This is a genomic window from Pseudomonas sp. NFPP02 (genome assembly GCF_900119355.1).
GTDB classification, from domain to species: Bacteria; Pseudomonadota; Gammaproteobacteria; order Pseudomonadales; family Pseudomonadaceae; genus Aquipseudomonas; species Aquipseudomonas paracarnis.
Genome location: NZ_FPJI01000014.1, coordinates 1 through 16993, shown reverse-complemented (window position 1 = coordinate 16993; position 16993 = coordinate 1). Strand labels below are relative to the sequence as shown.

Annotated in this window: 16 protein-coding genes and 2 pseudogenes; 8 read left to right on the top strand and 10 right to left on the bottom strand. The window is 61.0% G+C overall.

Features of this window, described 5'->3' with window-relative positions; translation table 11 throughout:
* Nucleotides 1–19: 19 nt before the first annotated feature.
* Nucleotides 20–685: a TetR/AcrR family transcriptional regulator gene (locus BT204_RS22180; protein WP_072448289.1), complete on the bottom strand. Its 666-nt coding sequence runs from the start codon at nt 683–685 to the stop codon at nt 20–22.
* Nucleotides 686–762: 77 nt separating this feature from the next.
* A complete protein-coding gene (gene quiC, locus BT204_RS22175; RefSeq protein ID WP_034126936.1) occupies nt 763–2664 on the bottom strand; it encodes a 3-dehydroshikimate dehydratase QuiC in 1902 nt (633 codons plus the stop codon).
* Nucleotides 2665–2890: 226 nt separating this feature from the next.
* On the opposite strand from quiC, the gene BT204_RS22170 reads away from it, so the two are divergent.
* A complete protein-coding gene (locus tag BT204_RS22170) occupies nt 2891–4225 on the top strand; it encodes an MFS transporter (protein WP_014720038.1) in 1335 nt (444 codons plus the stop codon).
* Here the strand turns inward: BT204_RS22170 and BT204_RS22165 are convergent, their stop codons facing one another.
* A complete protein-coding gene (locus BT204_RS22165) occupies nt 4226–5104 on the bottom strand; it encodes a DMT family transporter (RefSeq protein WP_003194370.1) in 879 nt (292 codons plus the stop codon).
* A 199-nt stretch (nt 5105–5303) separates the two neighbouring features.
* Here BT204_RS22165 and BT204_RS22160 point away from each other — a divergent pair, with 199 nt between their 5' ends.
* From BT204_RS22160 to BT204_RS22150, 3 genes are read left to right on the top strand one after another with little or no spacing between them, the layout of a single operon-like run.
* On the top strand, nt 5304–5717 hold the full coding sequence (locus BT204_RS22160) for a lipoprotein (RefSeq protein WP_034126935.1): 414 nt from the start codon (nt 5304–5306) through the stop codon (nt 5715–5717).
* A gap of 45 nt (nt 5718–5762) precedes the next feature.
* Nucleotides 5763–6650: a KPN_02809 family neutral zinc metallopeptidase gene (locus BT204_RS22155; protein WP_014720040.1), complete on the top strand. Its 888-nt coding sequence runs from the start codon at nt 5763–5765 to the stop codon at nt 6648–6650.
* The gene (locus BT204_RS22150) at nt 6651–7625 is read left to right on the top strand and encodes a hypothetical protein (RefSeq protein WP_072448287.1); all 975 of its coding nucleotides are present in this window, start codon (nt 6651–6653) and stop codon (nt 7623–7625) included. It begins immediately after the preceding gene.
* 132 nt (nt 7626–7757) lie between these two features.
* Here BT204_RS22150 and BT204_RS22145 read toward each other — a convergent pair whose 3' ends face one another.
* From BT204_RS22145 to BT204_RS22135, 3 genes are all read right to left on the bottom strand, one after another.
* Nucleotides 7758–8345 (bottom strand): HAD family hydrolase, encoded by a 588-nt coding sequence (locus BT204_RS22145; protein WP_034126933.1) that lies wholly within the window; start codon nt 8343–8345, stop codon nt 7758–7760.
* The gene (tesB, locus tag BT204_RS22140; protein WP_054896170.1) at nt 8342–9211 is read right to left on the bottom strand and encodes an acyl-CoA thioesterase II; all 870 of its coding nucleotides are present in this window, start codon (nt 9209–9211) and stop codon (nt 8342–8344) included. The genes BT204_RS22145 and tesB overlap by 4 nt, the downstream gene beginning before the upstream one ends.
* A 159-nt stretch (nt 9212–9370) precedes the next feature.
* The gene (locus BT204_RS22135; RefSeq protein ID WP_054896171.1) at nt 9371–9940 is read right to left on the bottom strand and encodes a GNAT family N-acetyltransferase; all 570 of its coding nucleotides are present in this window, start codon (nt 9938–9940) and stop codon (nt 9371–9373) included.
* Between the two features lie 77 nt (nt 9941–10017).
* Between BT204_RS22135 and BT204_RS22130 the strand changes: the two genes are divergently transcribed.
* From BT204_RS22130 to BT204_RS22120, 3 genes and pseudogenes are all read left to right on the top strand, one after another.
* Complete coding sequence (locus BT204_RS22130; protein WP_072448284.1) at nt 10018–10938, top strand: histone deacetylase family protein; 921 nt, start codon at nt 10018–10020, stop codon at nt 10936–10938.
* Between the two features lie 171 nt (nt 10939–11109).
* On the top strand, nt 11110–12336 hold the full coding sequence (locus BT204_RS22125; RefSeq protein ID WP_072448282.1) for a TIGR03862 family flavoprotein: 1227 nt from the start codon (nt 11110–11112) through the stop codon (nt 12334–12336).
* A 116-nt stretch (nt 12337–12452) separates the two neighbouring features.
* Nucleotides 12453–12597: pseudogene (locus BT204_RS22120) on the top strand (aminoacetone oxidase family FAD-binding enzyme); the annotation flags it as partial.
* 110 nt (nt 12598–12707) lie between these two features.
* Here BT204_RS22120 and BT204_RS22115 read toward each other — a convergent pair.
* On the bottom strand, nt 12708–14042 hold the full coding sequence (locus BT204_RS22115; protein WP_072448280.1) for an RNA helicase RhlE1: 1335 nt from the start codon (nt 14040–14042) through the stop codon (nt 12708–12710).
* A 48-nt stretch (nt 14043–14090) separates the two neighbouring features.
* Nucleotides 14091–14987, bottom strand: a complete 897-nt coding sequence (gene yedA / locus BT204_RS22110) for a drug/metabolite exporter YedA (protein WP_072448278.1) — start codon at nt 14985–14987, stop codon at nt 14091–14093.
* 160 nt (nt 14988–15147) lie between these two features.
* On the opposite strand from yedA, the gene BT204_RS22105 reads away from it, so the two are divergent.
* Nucleotides 15148–15609 carry an Lrp/AsnC family transcriptional regulator gene (locus tag BT204_RS22105; protein WP_072448276.1) on the top strand — a complete coding sequence of 154 codons (462 nt, stop codon included), beginning with the start codon at nt 15148–15150 and terminating at the stop codon, nt 15607–15609.
* 85 nt (nt 15610–15694) lie between these two features.
* On the opposite strand, the pseudogene BT204_RS22100 reads toward BT204_RS22105, so the two are convergent.
* Nucleotides 15695–15958, bottom strand: a pseudogene (locus BT204_RS22100) (acyl carrier protein).
* Entirely contained in the window at nt 15948–16514 is a 567-nt protein-coding gene (locus BT204_RS22095; RefSeq protein WP_072448273.1) for a hypothetical protein, read from the bottom strand. Before BT204_RS22095 ends, BT204_RS22100 begins: the two are co-directional and overlap by 11 nt.
* Between the last annotated feature and the right edge of the window lie 479 nt (nt 16515–16993).

Below are 16993 nucleotides of genomic sequence, written 5' to 3'. Positions count from 1 at the left end.
GCGTGGGAACGATCAGTTCTCAGGCTTGCAGGTAGCGCAACACCGACTCGCAAATCATCTCCCGATGGCGCTGCTTGATCGCCTCATCCGACAGCTCGATCTGGAAAATCTCGCTGAAGGTGTGCCGGTTGGACACCCGGTAGAAACTGAACGAGTTGATCAGCAAGTGCACATCCAGCGGCTCCAGCCCTTCGCGAAACAGCCCCAACTCAGCCCCGCGGCGCAGGGTCTCCCCCAACCCTTCCAGGATTTTGCTGTTCATCGCCTTGATGGTGTCGGTGCGCTTGACGTACTCGGCGTTGTGGATATTTTCGATGCTGACGATGCGCACGAAATCCACATTCTGGTCGTGGTGATCGAAGGTGAATTCCACCAGCCGGCGAATCGCCTCACGCGGCTCCAGGGCCGTGAGGTTCATGCGGGTTTCGGTGTTGCGGATATCGCCGTAGAGCTTCTCCAATACCTCGACGTATAACTGCTCCTTACTGCCGAAGTAGTAATAGATCATGCGCTTGGAGGTATGGATGCGCTCAGCGATGGCGTCTACGCGAGCGCCGGCCAGGCCCTGTTGAACAAACTCGACAATGGCTTCCTGGAGAATATTCTCCCGGGTCTTTTCCGGATTGTTCTTGCGACTCTTGCGCGGTGCGTCAGCTACCGCGGGGAGATCGGGACTCGAGATCATGGTGCGCTCACGGCCATTGTTGTGCAGGCGCTGATTATGGGCCGCGGCGCTCCCCGAAGGAAGCACCTGCCTTGCGGTTATAGCCGAGCCTGGCGTACCGCCCCACTGCGCGACTTGGCCATCGCCGCCAGACGCACCGCCACGTTGGCAGCGCCGTAGCCGGCATAGCCATTCTTGCGCTGGATGATCTCGAAGAAAAACCGCCCCTCGAACGCCTCGGTGTACACATGAAACAACTCACCGCCCTGGGCGTCGCGATCGTACAGCACGTTGTAATACGCCAACTCACTGAGGAACTCATCGTCGAAATCGAAGCGTGCCGCCAGGTCGTCGTAATAGTTGAGCGGGATATCCAGCAACGGCACACCGGCCTCTTTGGCCCGGCGTACCTCGGCAAAAATATCCGCGCAATCGAAGGCAATGTGGTGCACGCCCGAACCGCGATAGCTGGAGAGCGCGTGGGAAATCGCCGTGTTGCGGTTTTCGGAGATATTCAGCGGCAGGCGAATCGAACTGCAACGGCTGCGCAACGCACGGCTTTTCACCAGGCCGTAGGGGTCGGGCAGGACCACTTCGTCATCGGCTTCGAAATCCAGCAGGCTTTTGTAGAACAACACCCAACTGTCGAGGCTGTCGGCCGGCAGCGCCATGGCCATATGGTCGATGCGCAGCAAGCCGCCACTGGCGGGTGCAGCCGTTTGCAGGTTGAAATCGGTGTCGTACAGCCCGCCTTCGCTGGGGTCGACCAGGTAAATCAGGCTGCCATCCGGTGCACGCACGGCGGCCAATTCCAGCTCGTTGGGGCCGACCAGGCCGCGATAAGGCTGGCCCTTGTAGGCCACCGCCCGCTCCAGGGCCTTGGCACTGTCCTTGACCCGAATTGCCGTGGCGCACAGCGACGGGCCGTGAGCCTCGAAAAAGTTGTGGGCGAAGGAATAGGGTTCGCAGTTGAGGATCAGGTTGATGTCACCCTGGCGCAACAGGCTCACATTCTTGGAGCGATGCTGGCCGGCCCTGGCGAAACCCAGGCGCTCCAACCAGTGGGTCAGTTTGGCGCCGAGGCTTTCGTCCACGGCAAATTCAAGAAACTCGATACCGTCGTATTCGCTGGCCGCCGGAGTTTCAAACAGGATATCCACGGGCGCAGCGGGGGCTTCTTCAGCCAGGCGCTGACGGGTTTTTTCTTCCAGGTACAACAGTGACCGCAAGCCATCCGCCGCATTCGCGCGGGTCGGCGCAGCACGAAAACCGTCATTGAAAATTTCCAGGGACAACGGCCCGGTGTAGCCACTCTGGATGATCGGCGCGAGAAAGCCCGCCAGGTCAAATTCGCCCTGGCCTGGGAAGCAGCGGAAATGCCGGCTCCACTCCAGCACATCCATGGCCAGGATCGGCGCGTCGGCCATTTGCACAAAGAAAATCTTGTCGCCGGGGATCTGCGCGATGCCGCTCGGGTCGCCCTTGAGCGACAAGGTGTGGAAGCTGTCGAGCAACACGCCCAGGCTTGGGTGATCGACCTGGCGCACCAGGTTCCACACCTGCTGCCAGGTGTTCACATGCTTGCCCCAGGCCAGCGCTTCATAGCCGATGCGCAGGCCGCGCTTGCCCGCATGTTCGGCCAGCAGGCTCAGGTCATCGAGCAAAATACGTTCGTCGCCCACGCTGTCGGCCGAGGCGTTGCTGCACACCAATACCAGATCGGTGCCTAGCTCTTGCATCAGATCGAATTTGCGTTCGGCGCGTTCCAGGTTGCGCGCCAGGCGATCACGGCGGCAGCCTTCGAAGTCGCGAAACGGCTGGAACAGGGTGATGGCGATGCCGAGGTCGGCGCACATCTGCCGGACTTCCCGAGGGCTGCCGTCGTAATACAACAAGTCGTTCTCAAAGATCTCCACCCCATCAAACCCGGCGGCGGCGATGGCTTCGAGTTTTTCCGGCAGGGTGCCGCTCAAGGACACAGTGGCAATAGAACGTTGCATGGAAGACTCCCGGCAATTGTTGTTTGTGGCAAATTATTCGCCCCCAGCCTACCGGCAGCAATTAAAATGTACGAACCGGTTAGTTTTTGGTGCGATTATCGAACACTAAGCCCCTTTGGCGAATTGACGACTTTTTAACCACTGCGCACCATCGACCGGGCAATTCGCTCACGTAACAAAGACCCAGAACACACCATAAGAATTTCAAAAAACGGGTACAAACCTCATGCCTCTGCAAAATTCAGCCCTGGCCGCGCGCCCGGGCAACCCGCACGCCGGCATCGGCGACAAGATCCGCGGTGCCCTGGCCGTGGGTAAAACGCGCTGGGGCATGCTGGCCCTGGTGTTCTTTGCCACCACCTTGAACTACATCGACCGCGCCGCCCTGGGCGTGATGCAACCGATCCTCGCCAAGGAAATGAGCTGGACGGCGATGGACTACGCCAACATCAACTTCTGGTTCCAGGTCGGCTACGCCATCGGCTTTGTGCTGCAAGGCCGCTTGATCGACCGGGTCGGCGTCAAGCGCGTGTTCTTCTGCGCCGTGCTGCTGTGGAGCCTGGCCACCGGCGCCCATGGCCTGGCCACCTCGGCGGTCGGCTTTATGGTCTGCCGGTTTGTCCTCGGGCTGACCGAAGCCGCCAACTACCCGGCCTGCGTCAAGACCACACGCTTGTGGTTCCCGGCGGGTGAACGGGCAGTGGCCACCGGCATCTTCAACGCCGGCACCAACGTCGGCGCGATGATGACGCCCATGCTGCTGCCGTTGATCCTGCACGTGTGGGGCTGGCAGGCAGCGTTCCTGTGCATGTCGGCACTCGGCGGTATCTGGCTGGTGCTCTGGGGCTTGAAGTACTACAACCCGGAAGACCACCCCACCGTTAAACAATCCGAACTGGACTACGTGCAACAGGAAGTCGAGCCGGAACAACCCCGCGTGCCGTTCAGCCGCATCCTGCGCATGCGCGGCACCTGGGCCTTCGCCCTCGCCTACTCGCTCACTGCGCCGGTGTTCTGGTTCTACCTGTATTGGCTGCCGCCGTTCTTGAACCAGCAATACAACCTGGGCATCAACGTGACCCAGATGGGCATTCCGCTGATCATCATTTACCTCACCGCCGACTTTGGCAGCGTGGGCGGCGGGATCCTGTCGTCATTCCTGATCGGTCGTGGGATGAACTCGATCAAGGCGCGACTGTTGTCGATGTTGCTGTTCGCCTGCTGCATCGTCGGCGTGATCATGGCGGCCGGCTCCAGCCAGCTGTGGGTCGCGGTGTTTGCCATCTCCCTGGCCATCGGCGCACACCAGGCCTGGACCGCCAACATCTGGAGCCTGGTAATGGACTACACGCCCAAGCACATGATGAGCACGGTGTTCGGTTTCGGCGGCATGTGCGCGGCCATCGGCGGCATGTTCATGACCCAGATCGTCGGCCATATCCTCACGGTGACCAACAACAACTACACGGTGTTGTTCACCCTGATCCCGGCGATGTACTTCATCGCACTGGTGTGGATGTACTTCATGGCGCCGCGCAAGATCCCGACGGTAGACGTTTAACTAACGCCGCCGCTGCTGCCAGGCAGCGGCCAACCCGCTCATGCAGATCACCCCGATACCCACCACCGTGGTCATATCGGGGGTATGGCTGAACACCAGCCAGCCCAACAACCCCGCAAACACGATCTGGCAATAGCCAAACGGCGCCAGCAAGGCCGGCGCCGCGAAGCGGAACGCCTGGGTGAGCATCAGGTGCGCGGTCATCCCGCAGGTGCCCAGCGCCAGCATCATCACCGCGTGCCACAACGTCGGCACTTGCCAGAAGAACGGCACCATCGCACTCATCACCAAGGTGTTGCACAGGCCGGCGAAGAAGTTGCTGGTAGTCGGGCTGTCGTATTGGCTGAGGATGCGCGTGAGCAACTGGTAGAAGCAGAAGAACAGCGCCGAGCACAGCGGCAGCAGTACCGCCGGGGTAAACAGCTCGCCGCCGGGGTGGATAATGATCACCACGCCGATAAACCCGCAGATCACCGCCAGCCACTGGCCACGGGTCACGTGCTCACCGAGCAACGGCACCGACAGCGCCGTCACCAGGATCGGCGCAAGGAAGTTCACCGCTGTAGCTTCGGCCAACGGGATGTAATGCAGCGCTGTGGTGAAGAACAGGCTGGTGCCCAACAGGCATAACGCCCGCACCACCTGCATGCCCGGCCGCTTGCTGCGCAACACGCGCAAGCCCGATTGCGGCAGGAAGATCCCGGCCATCAGCAAGGTGTGCACCATGTACCGCGCCCACACCACCATCACGATCGGGTAAAACCCGGCCAGGTATTTGGACAAGGCGTCGTGGCTGGAGAACAGGAACGTCGCCAGCACAATCAGCAGGATGCCTTTGAACGGATGGTTGACGCCGGAGAGCGGGGTACTGACAGTCATTGAATTCTCTTGTGTGGCGAGCGGGACGCTGAGCGCTGAACCAAGTCGCGCTCAACCCGGTAATCTAGCAGCCGGGCCGGAGTCTGCCCCAAGAGCATAACCAAACACCGGGCGAACAGCGCACTAAATCGATGGATCCGAGTCCAACGCTGCACGCTCGCCCCGGCGTTGCACACTTTTTAACCAAGGCCTTGCCGCTATGAAAAAAATCCTCTTTGCCCTGTCTGCCCTCGCCCTGCTCGCCGCCTGCGATAAAACCCCGAAAGAAGCTCCCAAGCCCGCGCCCGCCTCCGTGCAAGCGACCCTGGTGCCCGAAACCCCGCCCACCGATAAATGGGTCGGCAAGTGGGTCGGCGTCGAAGGCTTGCACCTGACCATCGCCAAGGACGACAGCATTGGCCGCGGCCACTACCTTCTCACCATGCAATATGGCCTGGACGCCGATGACGCCGGCACCTTCAAAGGTGAGGCCGCTGAAGACGGCATCGCCTTCACCCGCCCCGACGGCCCGCAGTTGTTGCGCGCTGGCGATGGCGCTGCCACCGGCTTGAAGTGGCTGGCAGATAAAAAAGACTGCCTGATCGTCGCCACTGGCGAAGGCTATTGCCGTTAATACCGACCATAATCAATCACGGTTAGCACACAGAGGATTGCTCCCATGCTATGGAAAAAAGGCCGACGCAGCGACAACGTGGTGGATGCCCGTAACGACAGTGGCGGCGGCGGTGGCGGTATGCGCTTCGGCGGCGGCAAGGGCCTGAGCCTCACGGCCATCGTGCTGATCGTCGGCATTGGCTGGCTGACCGGCCAGGACCCGATGCAGATTCTTGGCCAATTGACCGGCCAGATGGAACAGGCGCCGTCGGTCAGCACCCAGCCGCGTCAAGCGCCGCCAGCCAACGATGAGCAAGCCGACTTTGTGCGCGCCGTGCTGGGCGATACCGAAGACACCTGGGGCCAGGTGTTCCAGGAAAATGGGTTGGCCTATAAGAACCCGAAACTGATCCTGTTCCGTGGCCGGGTGAACTCAGCCTGTGGTGGCGCCACCTCGGCCAGCGGCCCGTTTTACTGCCCGGCTGACCAGCAGGTGTACCTGGACCTGGATTTTTTCCGGGAAATGTCGCAACGCTTCCAGGCCGCCGGTGATTTCGCCCAGGCCTACGTGATCGCCCACGAAATCGGGCACCACGTACAAACGTTGCTGGGCATCTCGTCCAAGATCCAGGCAGCGCGCCAACAGGGTCGGCAGATGGAAGGCGACGGTGGCCTGCTGGTTCGCCAGGAACTGCAAGCCGATTGCTTTGCCGGCGTGTGGGCCAACCATGCGCAAAAACGCCTGAACTGGCTGGAACCCGGTGATATCGAAGAGGCCCTGAACGCAGCCAATGCCATCGGCGATGACCGCTTGCAGCAACAGGGGCAAGGACGCGTGGTGCCGGACTCGTTTACCCACGGCACCTCGGCGCAACGGGTACGCTGGTTCAAGACCGGCTTCGCCCAGGGCCAGATCACTCAATGCGATACCTTCGCGGCCAAGAGTCTCTAAATGATCAAACGATTGGGGTTGCTGCTGGGTGTGCTCGTGTCCTGTTGCACCTTCGCGGCTGAACACGGCGTCAAGGTGGTCAGCCCCGATCGTTTTCATCTGGAGGCCGGCGACCTCAGCCTCGGCGTGAGCCAGAACTGGGGCCAGCCGCTGCCCAAGGTCACACGCGCATTGATCATCGTGCATGGCCGCCTGCGCAATGCACAAACCTACCTGCAAAGCGGCATCGACGCCGCCGAGCATGCCGGGGTGGGCGGCAGTACGCTGGTGATCGCGCCGCAGTTTCTCAATCAAGCCGACGTGAAGCGCAATCACCTGGGCCACGAGGTAGTGCGTTGGAAGGGTAACGACTGGATGGCCGGCGAAGCGTCCACCGGCCCAGGGCAGATCAGCTCTTATGGCGCTCTGGACCAGATCATCAAGCACTTGGGCAACCGCAAACTGTTCCCGGCACTGAAAGAAATCGTGGTCGCCGGGCATTCCGGTGGCGGCCAAGTGGTGCAGCGCTTCGCCCTCACCGGCCACGACCACCCATTGCTGAATTCCGAGGGCATCCGCCTGCGGTATGTGGTGGCCAACCCGTCGTCCTATGCGTACTTCAGCCCGCAACGCCCGGTGACGTTCGACATTGCCAATTGCCCAGGCTTCAACGACTGGAAGTACGGCATGCAAAACCTGCCGGATTACGTGGGTGACCGAGGTGCCCAGCAACTGGAACAAGACTACGTCTCACGCGACATCACTTACCTGTTGGGCCAGCAGGACACCGACCCCAACCACCCGGCATTGGATAAAAGCTGCGAAGCCGAAACCCAGGGTGCGTATCGACTGCTTCGTGGCCACAACTACTTTGACTACCTCAAGCAGCGACATCCGCAGTTGGGCCACCGGCTGGTAGAAGTGCTGGGGGTGGGGCATGACGGGGATAAGATGTTTACCTCGCCAGAGGGAGAAAAGGTACTGTTCGCCCAGTAGCACCTGAAGGAACCCCATCAAAATGTGGGAGCTGGCTTGCCTGCGATGACGGACTGTCAGTTGATAAAGTGTCAGCTGACCCAACGCTATCGCAGGCAAGCCAGCTCCCACATTTGCTCTCTGTCGCCCGGCTTAGATCATTCGGCGCAGCGCCGCACAATCCTCGGCATGCCAATCCGCCAATTCCGGCCAAGGGTTCTCCGGCAAGTTCACCAACACCGTCCTGGTGCCCGCTGCCCGGCCACAATCCAGGTCAAAGCGATAATCCCCGACCATCACCATTTCGCGGGGTGCTACGTCCCAAGCCGCCGCCAGTTTCAGCAACCCACCGGGATCCGGCTTGTGCGGCGCATCATCGCGCCCCAGCACGTCCTCAATGGCAAAGCAGTCCGCCAGGCCTATCGCCTCCAGGGTGATATGGGCCAGCTCCCGCGCATTACGGGTCAGGATCCCCAAGCGATAACCGCGCCCAGCCAATTCGCGTACCAGCTCAACGGCACCTTCGGCCGCAATGGAACCCAGCGCCAGCTCGCGCTCATGCTCCAGCAACCAGGCATGTTTGGCCTCCGCGACATCTGCCGGCAATGCCGCGAGGTGCGTGAGAATGTCGTCTTCAGGCGGGATCTGCAGCGCCACGCGGATAGCCGCAAAATCATGCACCGCCACCGTGAGGGTGCCGTCCATGTCGAACACCCAGTGCTTCACGTCGCAGAGGCTCATGCCCAATCCTTGCGATGGCGAATCAAACCTTCCTGGGTCACCGACGCCACCAGTTGCCCGGCGCGGTTGTACACGCTGCCCCGGGAGAAACCCCGGGAGTTGCCAGCCCACGGGCTGTCCATGGCGTACAGCAACCAGTCATCGGCACGCAGGTCGGCGTGGAACCACAGCGCGTGATCGAGGCTGGCGACCTGCATGTCTTTCTGCCACACGGTCTTGCCATGGGGCAGCAACGAGGTGGTCAACAGGCCGAAGTCCGAGGCGTAGGCCAACAGGTATTTATGCAACGCCGGCGTGTCCGCCAAGGCACCGTCGGCACGAAACCACACGTACTTGACTGGGTCGGACGGCTGCGGGTTGAAGGGGTCTTTTTCGGTGACCGGGCGCACTTCGATGGGCTTGGGGCACAGCAGCTTGTCGCGCATGTGCTCGGGGATCAGGTGCGCACGTTGCTGGGTCAGCTCCAGCTCCGACGGCAGGTTTTCCGGGCCCACTACCACCGGCATGGTGGTCTGGTGCTCGAAGCCTGCTTCGTCGTACTGGAACGAGGTCGTGCAGGTGAAGATCGGATTGCCCTTTTGAATCGCGGTGACACGACGCGTGCTGAAACTGCCACCGTCGCGCACGCGGTCCACCGAATACACCACCGGCAACGCGGCATCGCCAGGGCGCAGGAAATAACCATGCAGGGAATGCACATGCCGAGCTTCTTCTACGGTCTGGCTGGCCGCCGACAGCGACTGGCCGAGCACTTGGCCGCCGAACAGTTGGCGAAAGCCCAGGTCCTGGCTGCGACCGCGAAAGAGGTTTTCCTCGATCGGCTCCAGGGTCAGCAAGTCCACCAGATCTTCCAATACTTGGCTCATTCAAACTCTCCTCAAAGCAAAACGGTATCTACCTGTAGGAGCGAGCTTGCTCGCGAAGGTCGTTAACGATGACGCAGCGCTTCTGGTTTACCGCAGCGCTCTTGCGTTCTTCGCAAGCAAGCTCGCTCCTACGGGTTTCTGTTGAGCATGACCGCCTGCTTATCCGTGCAGCGTGTCCAACCATTGGGCGCGGGTGATGCGGTACAAAACATGCGGGCGCAGCGGGTCACCGGCTGCGACTTTCGGGTGTTCAAAATCTGCCTGCGGATCGTAATGCATACCGATGGCCTGCATGACTTTTTGTGAGGGCAGATTGGCTTCAGTGGTGAAGGCCAGGATTTCGTCCAGTTGCAAGCGGTCAAAACCACAGCGCAACGCCGTCCAGGCCGCCTCACTGGCATAACCCAGGCCCCAATGTTCGCGGGCCAGGCGCCAGCCGATCTCCACCGCCGGGGTAAAGCCGGCTTCGAAGCTGACATTCGCAAGGCCCGTCAGGCCGATAAATTCACCGGTGTCCTTGCGCTGCAAAGCCCAGAACCCAAAGCCATATTCAGCAAAATGCCCGCGAATCCGGCCGATCAACGCTGCGCTCTCCAAGTGGCTCAATTGAGCCGGGAAGTAACGCATTACCTGCGGGTCGGCGCACATGCGCGCAAAGTCCGGCAGGTCGCTGTCGCGCCATTGGCGCAGCACCAAGCGTGCACTTTCCAATTCCAGTATCGGCTCCATGGGTCCCCCCTGCCTTGCCATGTGCGTGAGTGTACAGCGCTGTTAAGATCCTTCGCAGGTTCCCGTCAGAAAATCCCATGCCCTTGCCATTGATCTACCACGAAGACTACAGCCCTGAGTTCCCGGCGGACCACCGGTTCCCCATGGACAAGTTTCGCCTGTTGCGTGACCACCTGGTGGACAGCGGCCTGACCGAAGACAGCCAATTGCTGCGCCCGCCGCTGTGCCCGGCAGACATTTTGGCCCTGGCCCATGAACCGGGGTATATCGAACGCTACATGAGCGGCGGACTGCCCCGCGAAGACCAACGCCGCCTCGGCCTGCCGTGGAGCGAAGCCCTGGCCCGGCGCACGGTGCGTGCGGTGGGCGGCTCGATCCTGGCCGCCGAACAGGCCCTCGAACATGGCCTGGCCTGCCATTTGGCCGGTGGCACCCACCATGCCCATTACGATTATCCGGCGGGTTTCTGCATTTTTAATGACCTGGCGGTGATCAGCCATTACCTGCTGGCCAGCGGCCGGGTCAATCGCGTGCTGATCTTCGATTGCGACGTGCATCAGGGCGACGGCACCGCACGCATCCTGCACAACACGCCAGACGCCATCACCGTGTCGCTGCACTGCGAAAAGAACTTCCCGGCACGCAAGGCCCAGAGCGACTGGGACATCCCGCTGCCCATGGGCATGGGCGATGCCGACTACCTCAAGGTGGTGGATGACGCGCTCAACTACCTGCTGCCGCTCTACCAGCCGGATCTGGTGCTGTACGACGCCGGCGTGGATGTGCACAAGGACGACGCCCTTGGTTACCTCAAGCTGACAGACGCCGGCGTCGCCGCCCGTGATGAAAGCGTGATGCGCCACTGCCTGGGCCGCGACATACCGGTGATGGGCGTGATCGGTGGCGGCTATAGCAAGGACCGCCCCGCCCTCGCCCGCCGCCACGGCATCCTGCACCACAGCGCGCAGCGGGTATGGACGTCATCAGGCTGTCATTGAGTTGTGGGCGTTACCCACAATGCCTGTGGAACGACCTGTGGATAACTTGAGCGTAAGCGGCTACAAGCGTTTGACCGCATGGCCTGTAGGAAAGTGTACGTTTTCTGATCAGGCAGCGGCGTCGTGGTCGGGTAGAATGCTCGACCTATTCACATCACCGTAGCCCTGCCCATGCCTCAGACTTCTGCCCACCACGTCTCCATTATCGGCGGCGGCCCCGCCGGGCTGATGGCCGCCGAAGTCTTGAGCCAGGCTGGCGTGCGCGTGGACCTGTACGACGGTATGCCGTCGGTGGGGCGCAAGTTCCTGCTGGCAGGCGTGGGCGGCATGAACATCACCCACTCCGAGGCGTACCCGGCGTTCCTGTCGCGCTACGCCGAACGCGCGCCGCACATGGCGCCGCTGCTGCGCAGCTTTGGCGCCGAGGCGTTGTGCGAATGGATCCATGGCCTGGGTATCCAGACCTTTGTCGGCACCTCCGGTCGCGTATTTCCTACCGATATGAAAGCCGCGCCACTTTTGCGCGCCTGGCTCAAGCGTCTGCGGGAGCAAGGTGTGGTTATCCACACCCGGCATCGTTGGACGGGTTGGAATGACGAGGGCGATTTACTTATCCACAGCCCGGACGGCGAAAAAGTTGTCCACAGCGACGCTGTGCTGCTGGCCCTGGGGGGCGGCAGCTGGTCGCGATTGGGCTCCGACGGTGCATGGCTCAACCTGTTTGAAGGCAAAGGCCTGCCCTATGTGAGGCTGCAACCGAGCAACTGCGGGTTTGAAGTGTCGGCATGGAGCGAGTTGATGGTCAGCAAATTCGCTGGCGCGCCGTTGAAAAACGTCGCCATTGGCCTGGGGGATGACAAGCCTCGGCTGGGCGAATGCGTGATCACCGCCACCGGTATCGAAGGCAGCTTGATTTACGCCTTATCGGCGCCGATTCGCGAAGCGATCAACCGCGACGGTGCGGCCACGGTGCATATCGATTTGCTGCCCAGCAAGCCGCTGGACAAGGTGCAGGCCGCATTGGCCAAGCCCCGTGGCTCGCGGTCGATGAGCAAGCATTTGCACAGTCAGCTGGGGTTGGATGGCGTGAAAGCGGCGTTGTTGCGCGAGCTGACGCCTGCTGAACACTTCACCGACCCGGCGCAATTGGCGGTGGATATCAAGGCGTTGCCGCTGACGCTGGTGAGGACGCGGCCGATGGATGAGGCGATCAGCACGGCGGGCGGTGTGCCGTTTGAAGCGCTGGATGAGCGGTTGATGCTCAAGCCGTTGCCTGGGGTGTTTTGTGCGGGGGAAATGCTCGATTGGGAAGCGCCGACCGGTGGGTATTTGCTGACCGGGTGTTTTGCCAGTGGCCGGGCGGCTGGGATGGGGATGTTGGAATGGCTCCAACGCTGATCGTTCCCACGCTCTGCGTGGGGATGCCGCCAGGGACGCTCTGCGTCCAGCTTTAGGTTCGTGACGCAGAGCGTCACAGGATGCGCTCCCACGCGGAGCGTGGGAACGATCAAATGCGGCCGATGGATGAGGCGATCAGCACGGCGGGTGGTGTCCCGTTTGAAGCGCTGGATGAGCGGTTGATGCTCAAGCCATTGCCTGGGGTGTTTTGCCAGTGGCCGGGCGGCTGGGCTGGGGATGTTGGAGTGGCTCCACCGCTGATCGTTCCCACGCTCTGCGTGGGGATGCCGCCAGGGACGCTCTGCGTCCCACTTTAGGTTCGTGACGCAGAGCGTCACAGGATGCGTTCCCACGCGCGTGGGAACGATCAATCACTTCTTCTTACGCGGCCCAGTATTAAACACCAGCACCTTGCGCACCGGCTTGATCGACGGCTCAGCCGGGGCTACTTCCCCACTGTCCACCCACTTGCCCAGGTTGCGCTTGCCGCCACCGCCGGACGCCTTCGGCTTCTTCGGCTTTTTCGGTTTCTTCACCACCTGCCCGCTGGCATCGGTGTCCGGCACGCGGTGCTCCGGCTCGAAATCCGGTTCCATCTTGCGGGTGAGGGTCTGACGGGTCAGCATCTCGATGGCCGAGAGCATGTTCACCTCATCGGCACACACCAGGGAAATCGCCTCACCGGTGTTGCCCGCACGCCCGGTACGGCCGATACGGTGGATGTAGTCCTCGGCCACGATCGGCAGGTCGAAGTTGACCACCAGCGGCAGGTCTTCGATATCCAGGCCACGGGCCGCCACATCGGTGGCCACCAGGATCTGCACTTCGCTGGCCTTGAATCGGTCCAGTGCGCGTTGGCGGGTGGCTTGTGGTTTGTCGCCATGGATGCCGTCGGCGTTGATCCCCAGGCCCTGCAACTTGTCCACCAGCGCATCCACGCCGTTGCGGGTCTTGGCGAACACCAGCACTTGCTTCCAACGGCCCTTGCGCATCAGGTGCACAAACAGCTCCGGCTTGCGCTTCTTGTCCACCGGCACCACCCACTGCTTGACGGTGTTGGCGGCAACGTTGCGCGGGCTGACTTCGATGCTCAGCGGGTCGTTGAGCATCTGCCCGGCCAGCAGGCGAATGTCATCGGAGAAGGTCGCGGAGAACAACAGGGTCTGGCGCTTTTTCGGCAGCATGCGATAAATGTTGGCAAGCTCTTCGGAGAAGCCCAGGTCGAGCATGCGGTCGGCTTCATCCAGCACCAGGGTTTGCAGCTGGTTGAGCTTCAGCGCGTTCTGGCGGAACAGGTCGATCAGGCGGCCAGGGGTGGCGACCAGAATGTCGACGCCTTTGCGCAGCTTCATCATCTGCGGGTTGATGCTCACGCCGCCGTACACCGCGTAAGTGGTCAGCGGCAGGTGTTGGGCGTACTCGGCAACGCTGGCATGAACCTGCTCGGCCAGTTCACGGGTGGGGCACAGGATCAGCGCACGCGCCGAGTTGGCGGCGACTTTCGGCCCTTCCATGGTCAGCAGTTGCAGCAGCGGCAAGGCGAAACCTGCGGTCTTGCCGGTGCCGGTCTGGGCCGCGGCCATCAGGTCGCGACCGGCCAGCACTGCCGGAATGGCTTGCGCCTGCACCGGCGTCGGGGTCTGGTAGCCAAGCGTCTCAAGGGCGCGCAGCAAGGGTTCGATCAGGCCAAGGGTGGCGAAAGTCATGTAGTTACCGTAGGAAAAATTCAGCGCAAGGGCGTAATGCGCGGCAGTTTACCTTATTTCGGGTTTGGGCTTGCGCCATTGGGGCAGGCTGATCAGCAACACCGCGCTGATGATCACCAGCATTGCCAGGGCTTCTTCCAGGCCGATGCTCTCACCCACGAACACAATCCCCAGCAACACGGCGACGGCCGGGTTCACATAGGCGTAGCTGGTCGCCGCCGCCGGGCGTACGTGCTTGAGCAGGTACATATAAGCGTTGAAGGCGATGATCGAGCCGAACACCGTGAGGTACGCCAGGGCCAGCCAGCCCTCCAACGGCGGCATGGCCTTCAGGTGCTCGCCAGACAATGCGCTGACGATCAGCAGCGCCACGCCAGCCACGAGCATTTCCGCGGCGCTGGCCATGGCGCCTTGGGGCAGCGGCAAATGGCGGCTCCACACCGAGCCGAAGGCCCAGGACGCCGCCGCCATCAACAGCAACACCGCGCCCAGTGGGCTCGACTGCAAGGTACTGCCCATGTTGAGCATGGCGATGCCGATGATCCCCAGCAGCACGCCTGCCCATTCCAACCGCGTATTACGCGCGCCCCAGAAAAAACCACACAGCAAGGTAAACAGCGGCACCGTCGCCACCGCCAGCGCCGCCACGCCGGACGACACGCCCATATGTTCCGCCACGCTGACGCCACCATTGCCCACGGTGAGCAACAAAATGCCGATCATCCCGGCAGCCTTCCACTGCGGCCAGGTCGGCGCCGGCACCCCGCGCCATCTGAGGAAGCCATACATCAATACCCCCGCCGTGCAAAACCGAATCCCCGCCAGCAACAGCGGCGGCCAGTACTCCACGCCGATACGGATCACCAGGTAGGTGGAACCCCAGATCACATACAACGCAAAAAAGGCGGCGATCAACGGTAAGGGAAAGCGACGTGGGCCAGGCATTGGGCGGCTCTATGGCAGGAAATGGGAGACTTATTCTAGAAACGAAGGTGGATAAACTTAAGTTACAAAACCTGTTTAAAACGCCAATACACTTCTCAAACCATGGTTATCAAGGCTATAAACCGTGCTTTCGAAAGCCACGCGCAACCGGAGCCTTATCATGGACAAATACGACCGCATGCTCCTTAGCGCCCTGCTTGAAGATGGCCGTGCTTCCTACGCGCAACTGGCGCGCACCGTGAACCTTTCCGCCCCCGCCGTGGCCGAACGCGTGGCCAAGCTTGAGGCCAGCGGCGTGATCACCGGCTACCAGGCCAAGGTGGATTTATCCAAAGTGGGCTTGCCGGTTCAATGCGTGATTGAGTTGCGGCTGACCAACCATGGCAGCCAAAAGGTGTACGACGCCCTGGCGGAGATACCCGAACTCACCGAATGCCACCGCGTCACCGGCGACCCCTGCGTGATCATGCAAGCGGCGGTGGGCTCGATGCCCGAGTTGGAGAGCCTGATTAATCGGGTAGCGAAGTTCGGCTTCAGCAAGACCTCTATTATTTTGTCCAGCGCCATAGAGCGGCGGGTGCCGTTGGGGCAATTGGAAGCCAATGGGAAAAATGCTGGCTGAGCGATCGTTCCCACAGGGATCGCGTACTGCCCGAGCGACGCGGTCAACTGTGGGAGCTGGCTTGCCTGCGATGGCGTCAGTGGCCTCACCGAAGAGTCGAACGCTGGACGATCAAATCGACTATCTGCTCGATGGTCGTGATGTGATCCCAATCCTCCTGCGTCGCTTGCAGCTTGAACTGCCACTTGATCTACATGACAAAGCAGGTCACGTCGTCATCAATGATGTCGAAGTCATGGATGAAATCGGTGTGCTCCGTCACTTCGCTTCGGTCGATAAAACCGATGATATCCACGAACAGCTGGATCACTTTTTCGCTGATGTCGGCTCTGGCCAGGCTACCTTCCATTTCTCGCCTCATAGGCACACTTAACAATACTGACCAGGTCAAAGACTGCAAGCCCGGCAGCGACGAAGGGCATGCCTCGCCCGATGATGCCAAATACCCGCACCGTGCCAAACGTTGCCTTTGCCATTCTGTCCATGGTGGGTTGCCTGATCAACGTACGAGGGAAAAAGCGCATTCCGATCAGGCTAGCCAGGTTCGTGGTTTTGCTGGAGCCGACGTGAACCCAAGCACCCACCGCAATTTTGCTTATGGGTATGCCCGCCGCGTCAGTGATCACTGTGGCTGCCGTGAGGCCGTAGTGTTGCTGTGTACATTTCCAGAGTTCATCAAACGTCGTATCGGGCGCAACGGGGTCAGCGTGAATCGGCTTGAGTAACTGGTAATGAGGGCCATGACTCCAACCTGGCAAACTCGGCAACACCATGACTGCCGGGCAGCTTGTCATCGTGTTGCCCACATGAAACGCCATGCTTGAACTGGAACCCAGATCAATGCCATTTGATTCAAGTTCCAACTTGCTTCGCATGATCGCTGTATGAAGGTCGCTTTCCTGCATGTTCTTTGTCCCTGTGCGTGAATGACACACAGAATGGTAGGTCGCAGTAAAACGTGATGGATGAGTAAAGAAGAAAACCAGAAAGGTCCTAACTCATAGCCGGATTTGACCTACCGACCATTCAGCGCTCAGGTGCCTTGTTTGCGTCGGATTCGGTAGCCAGTCTCGCCCTGTCATCGAATGCTTGGTGACCGGACGTGCAAGTCCGACGCCCAGGCCCACGCATCGGACGGAGTGATGAGATGCGTTGGGTGGAGATGGCGAAGGGGATGGTGGGCCAGGCGTTGGAGTGCCCACAGCCTCGATAAACGACGCATAACCCAAGTGTGAGCCGGGCTTGCCCGCGATAGCGGAGGGTCAGGCAACAAATGGCTGGCTGATACGCCGCTATCGCAGGCAAGCCAGCGCCCACATGGGAACTCCAGTGTTCTTGAGGCAGTAGCCGGATCAGAACCCGCGCTGTTTGCTGATCGTTCCCA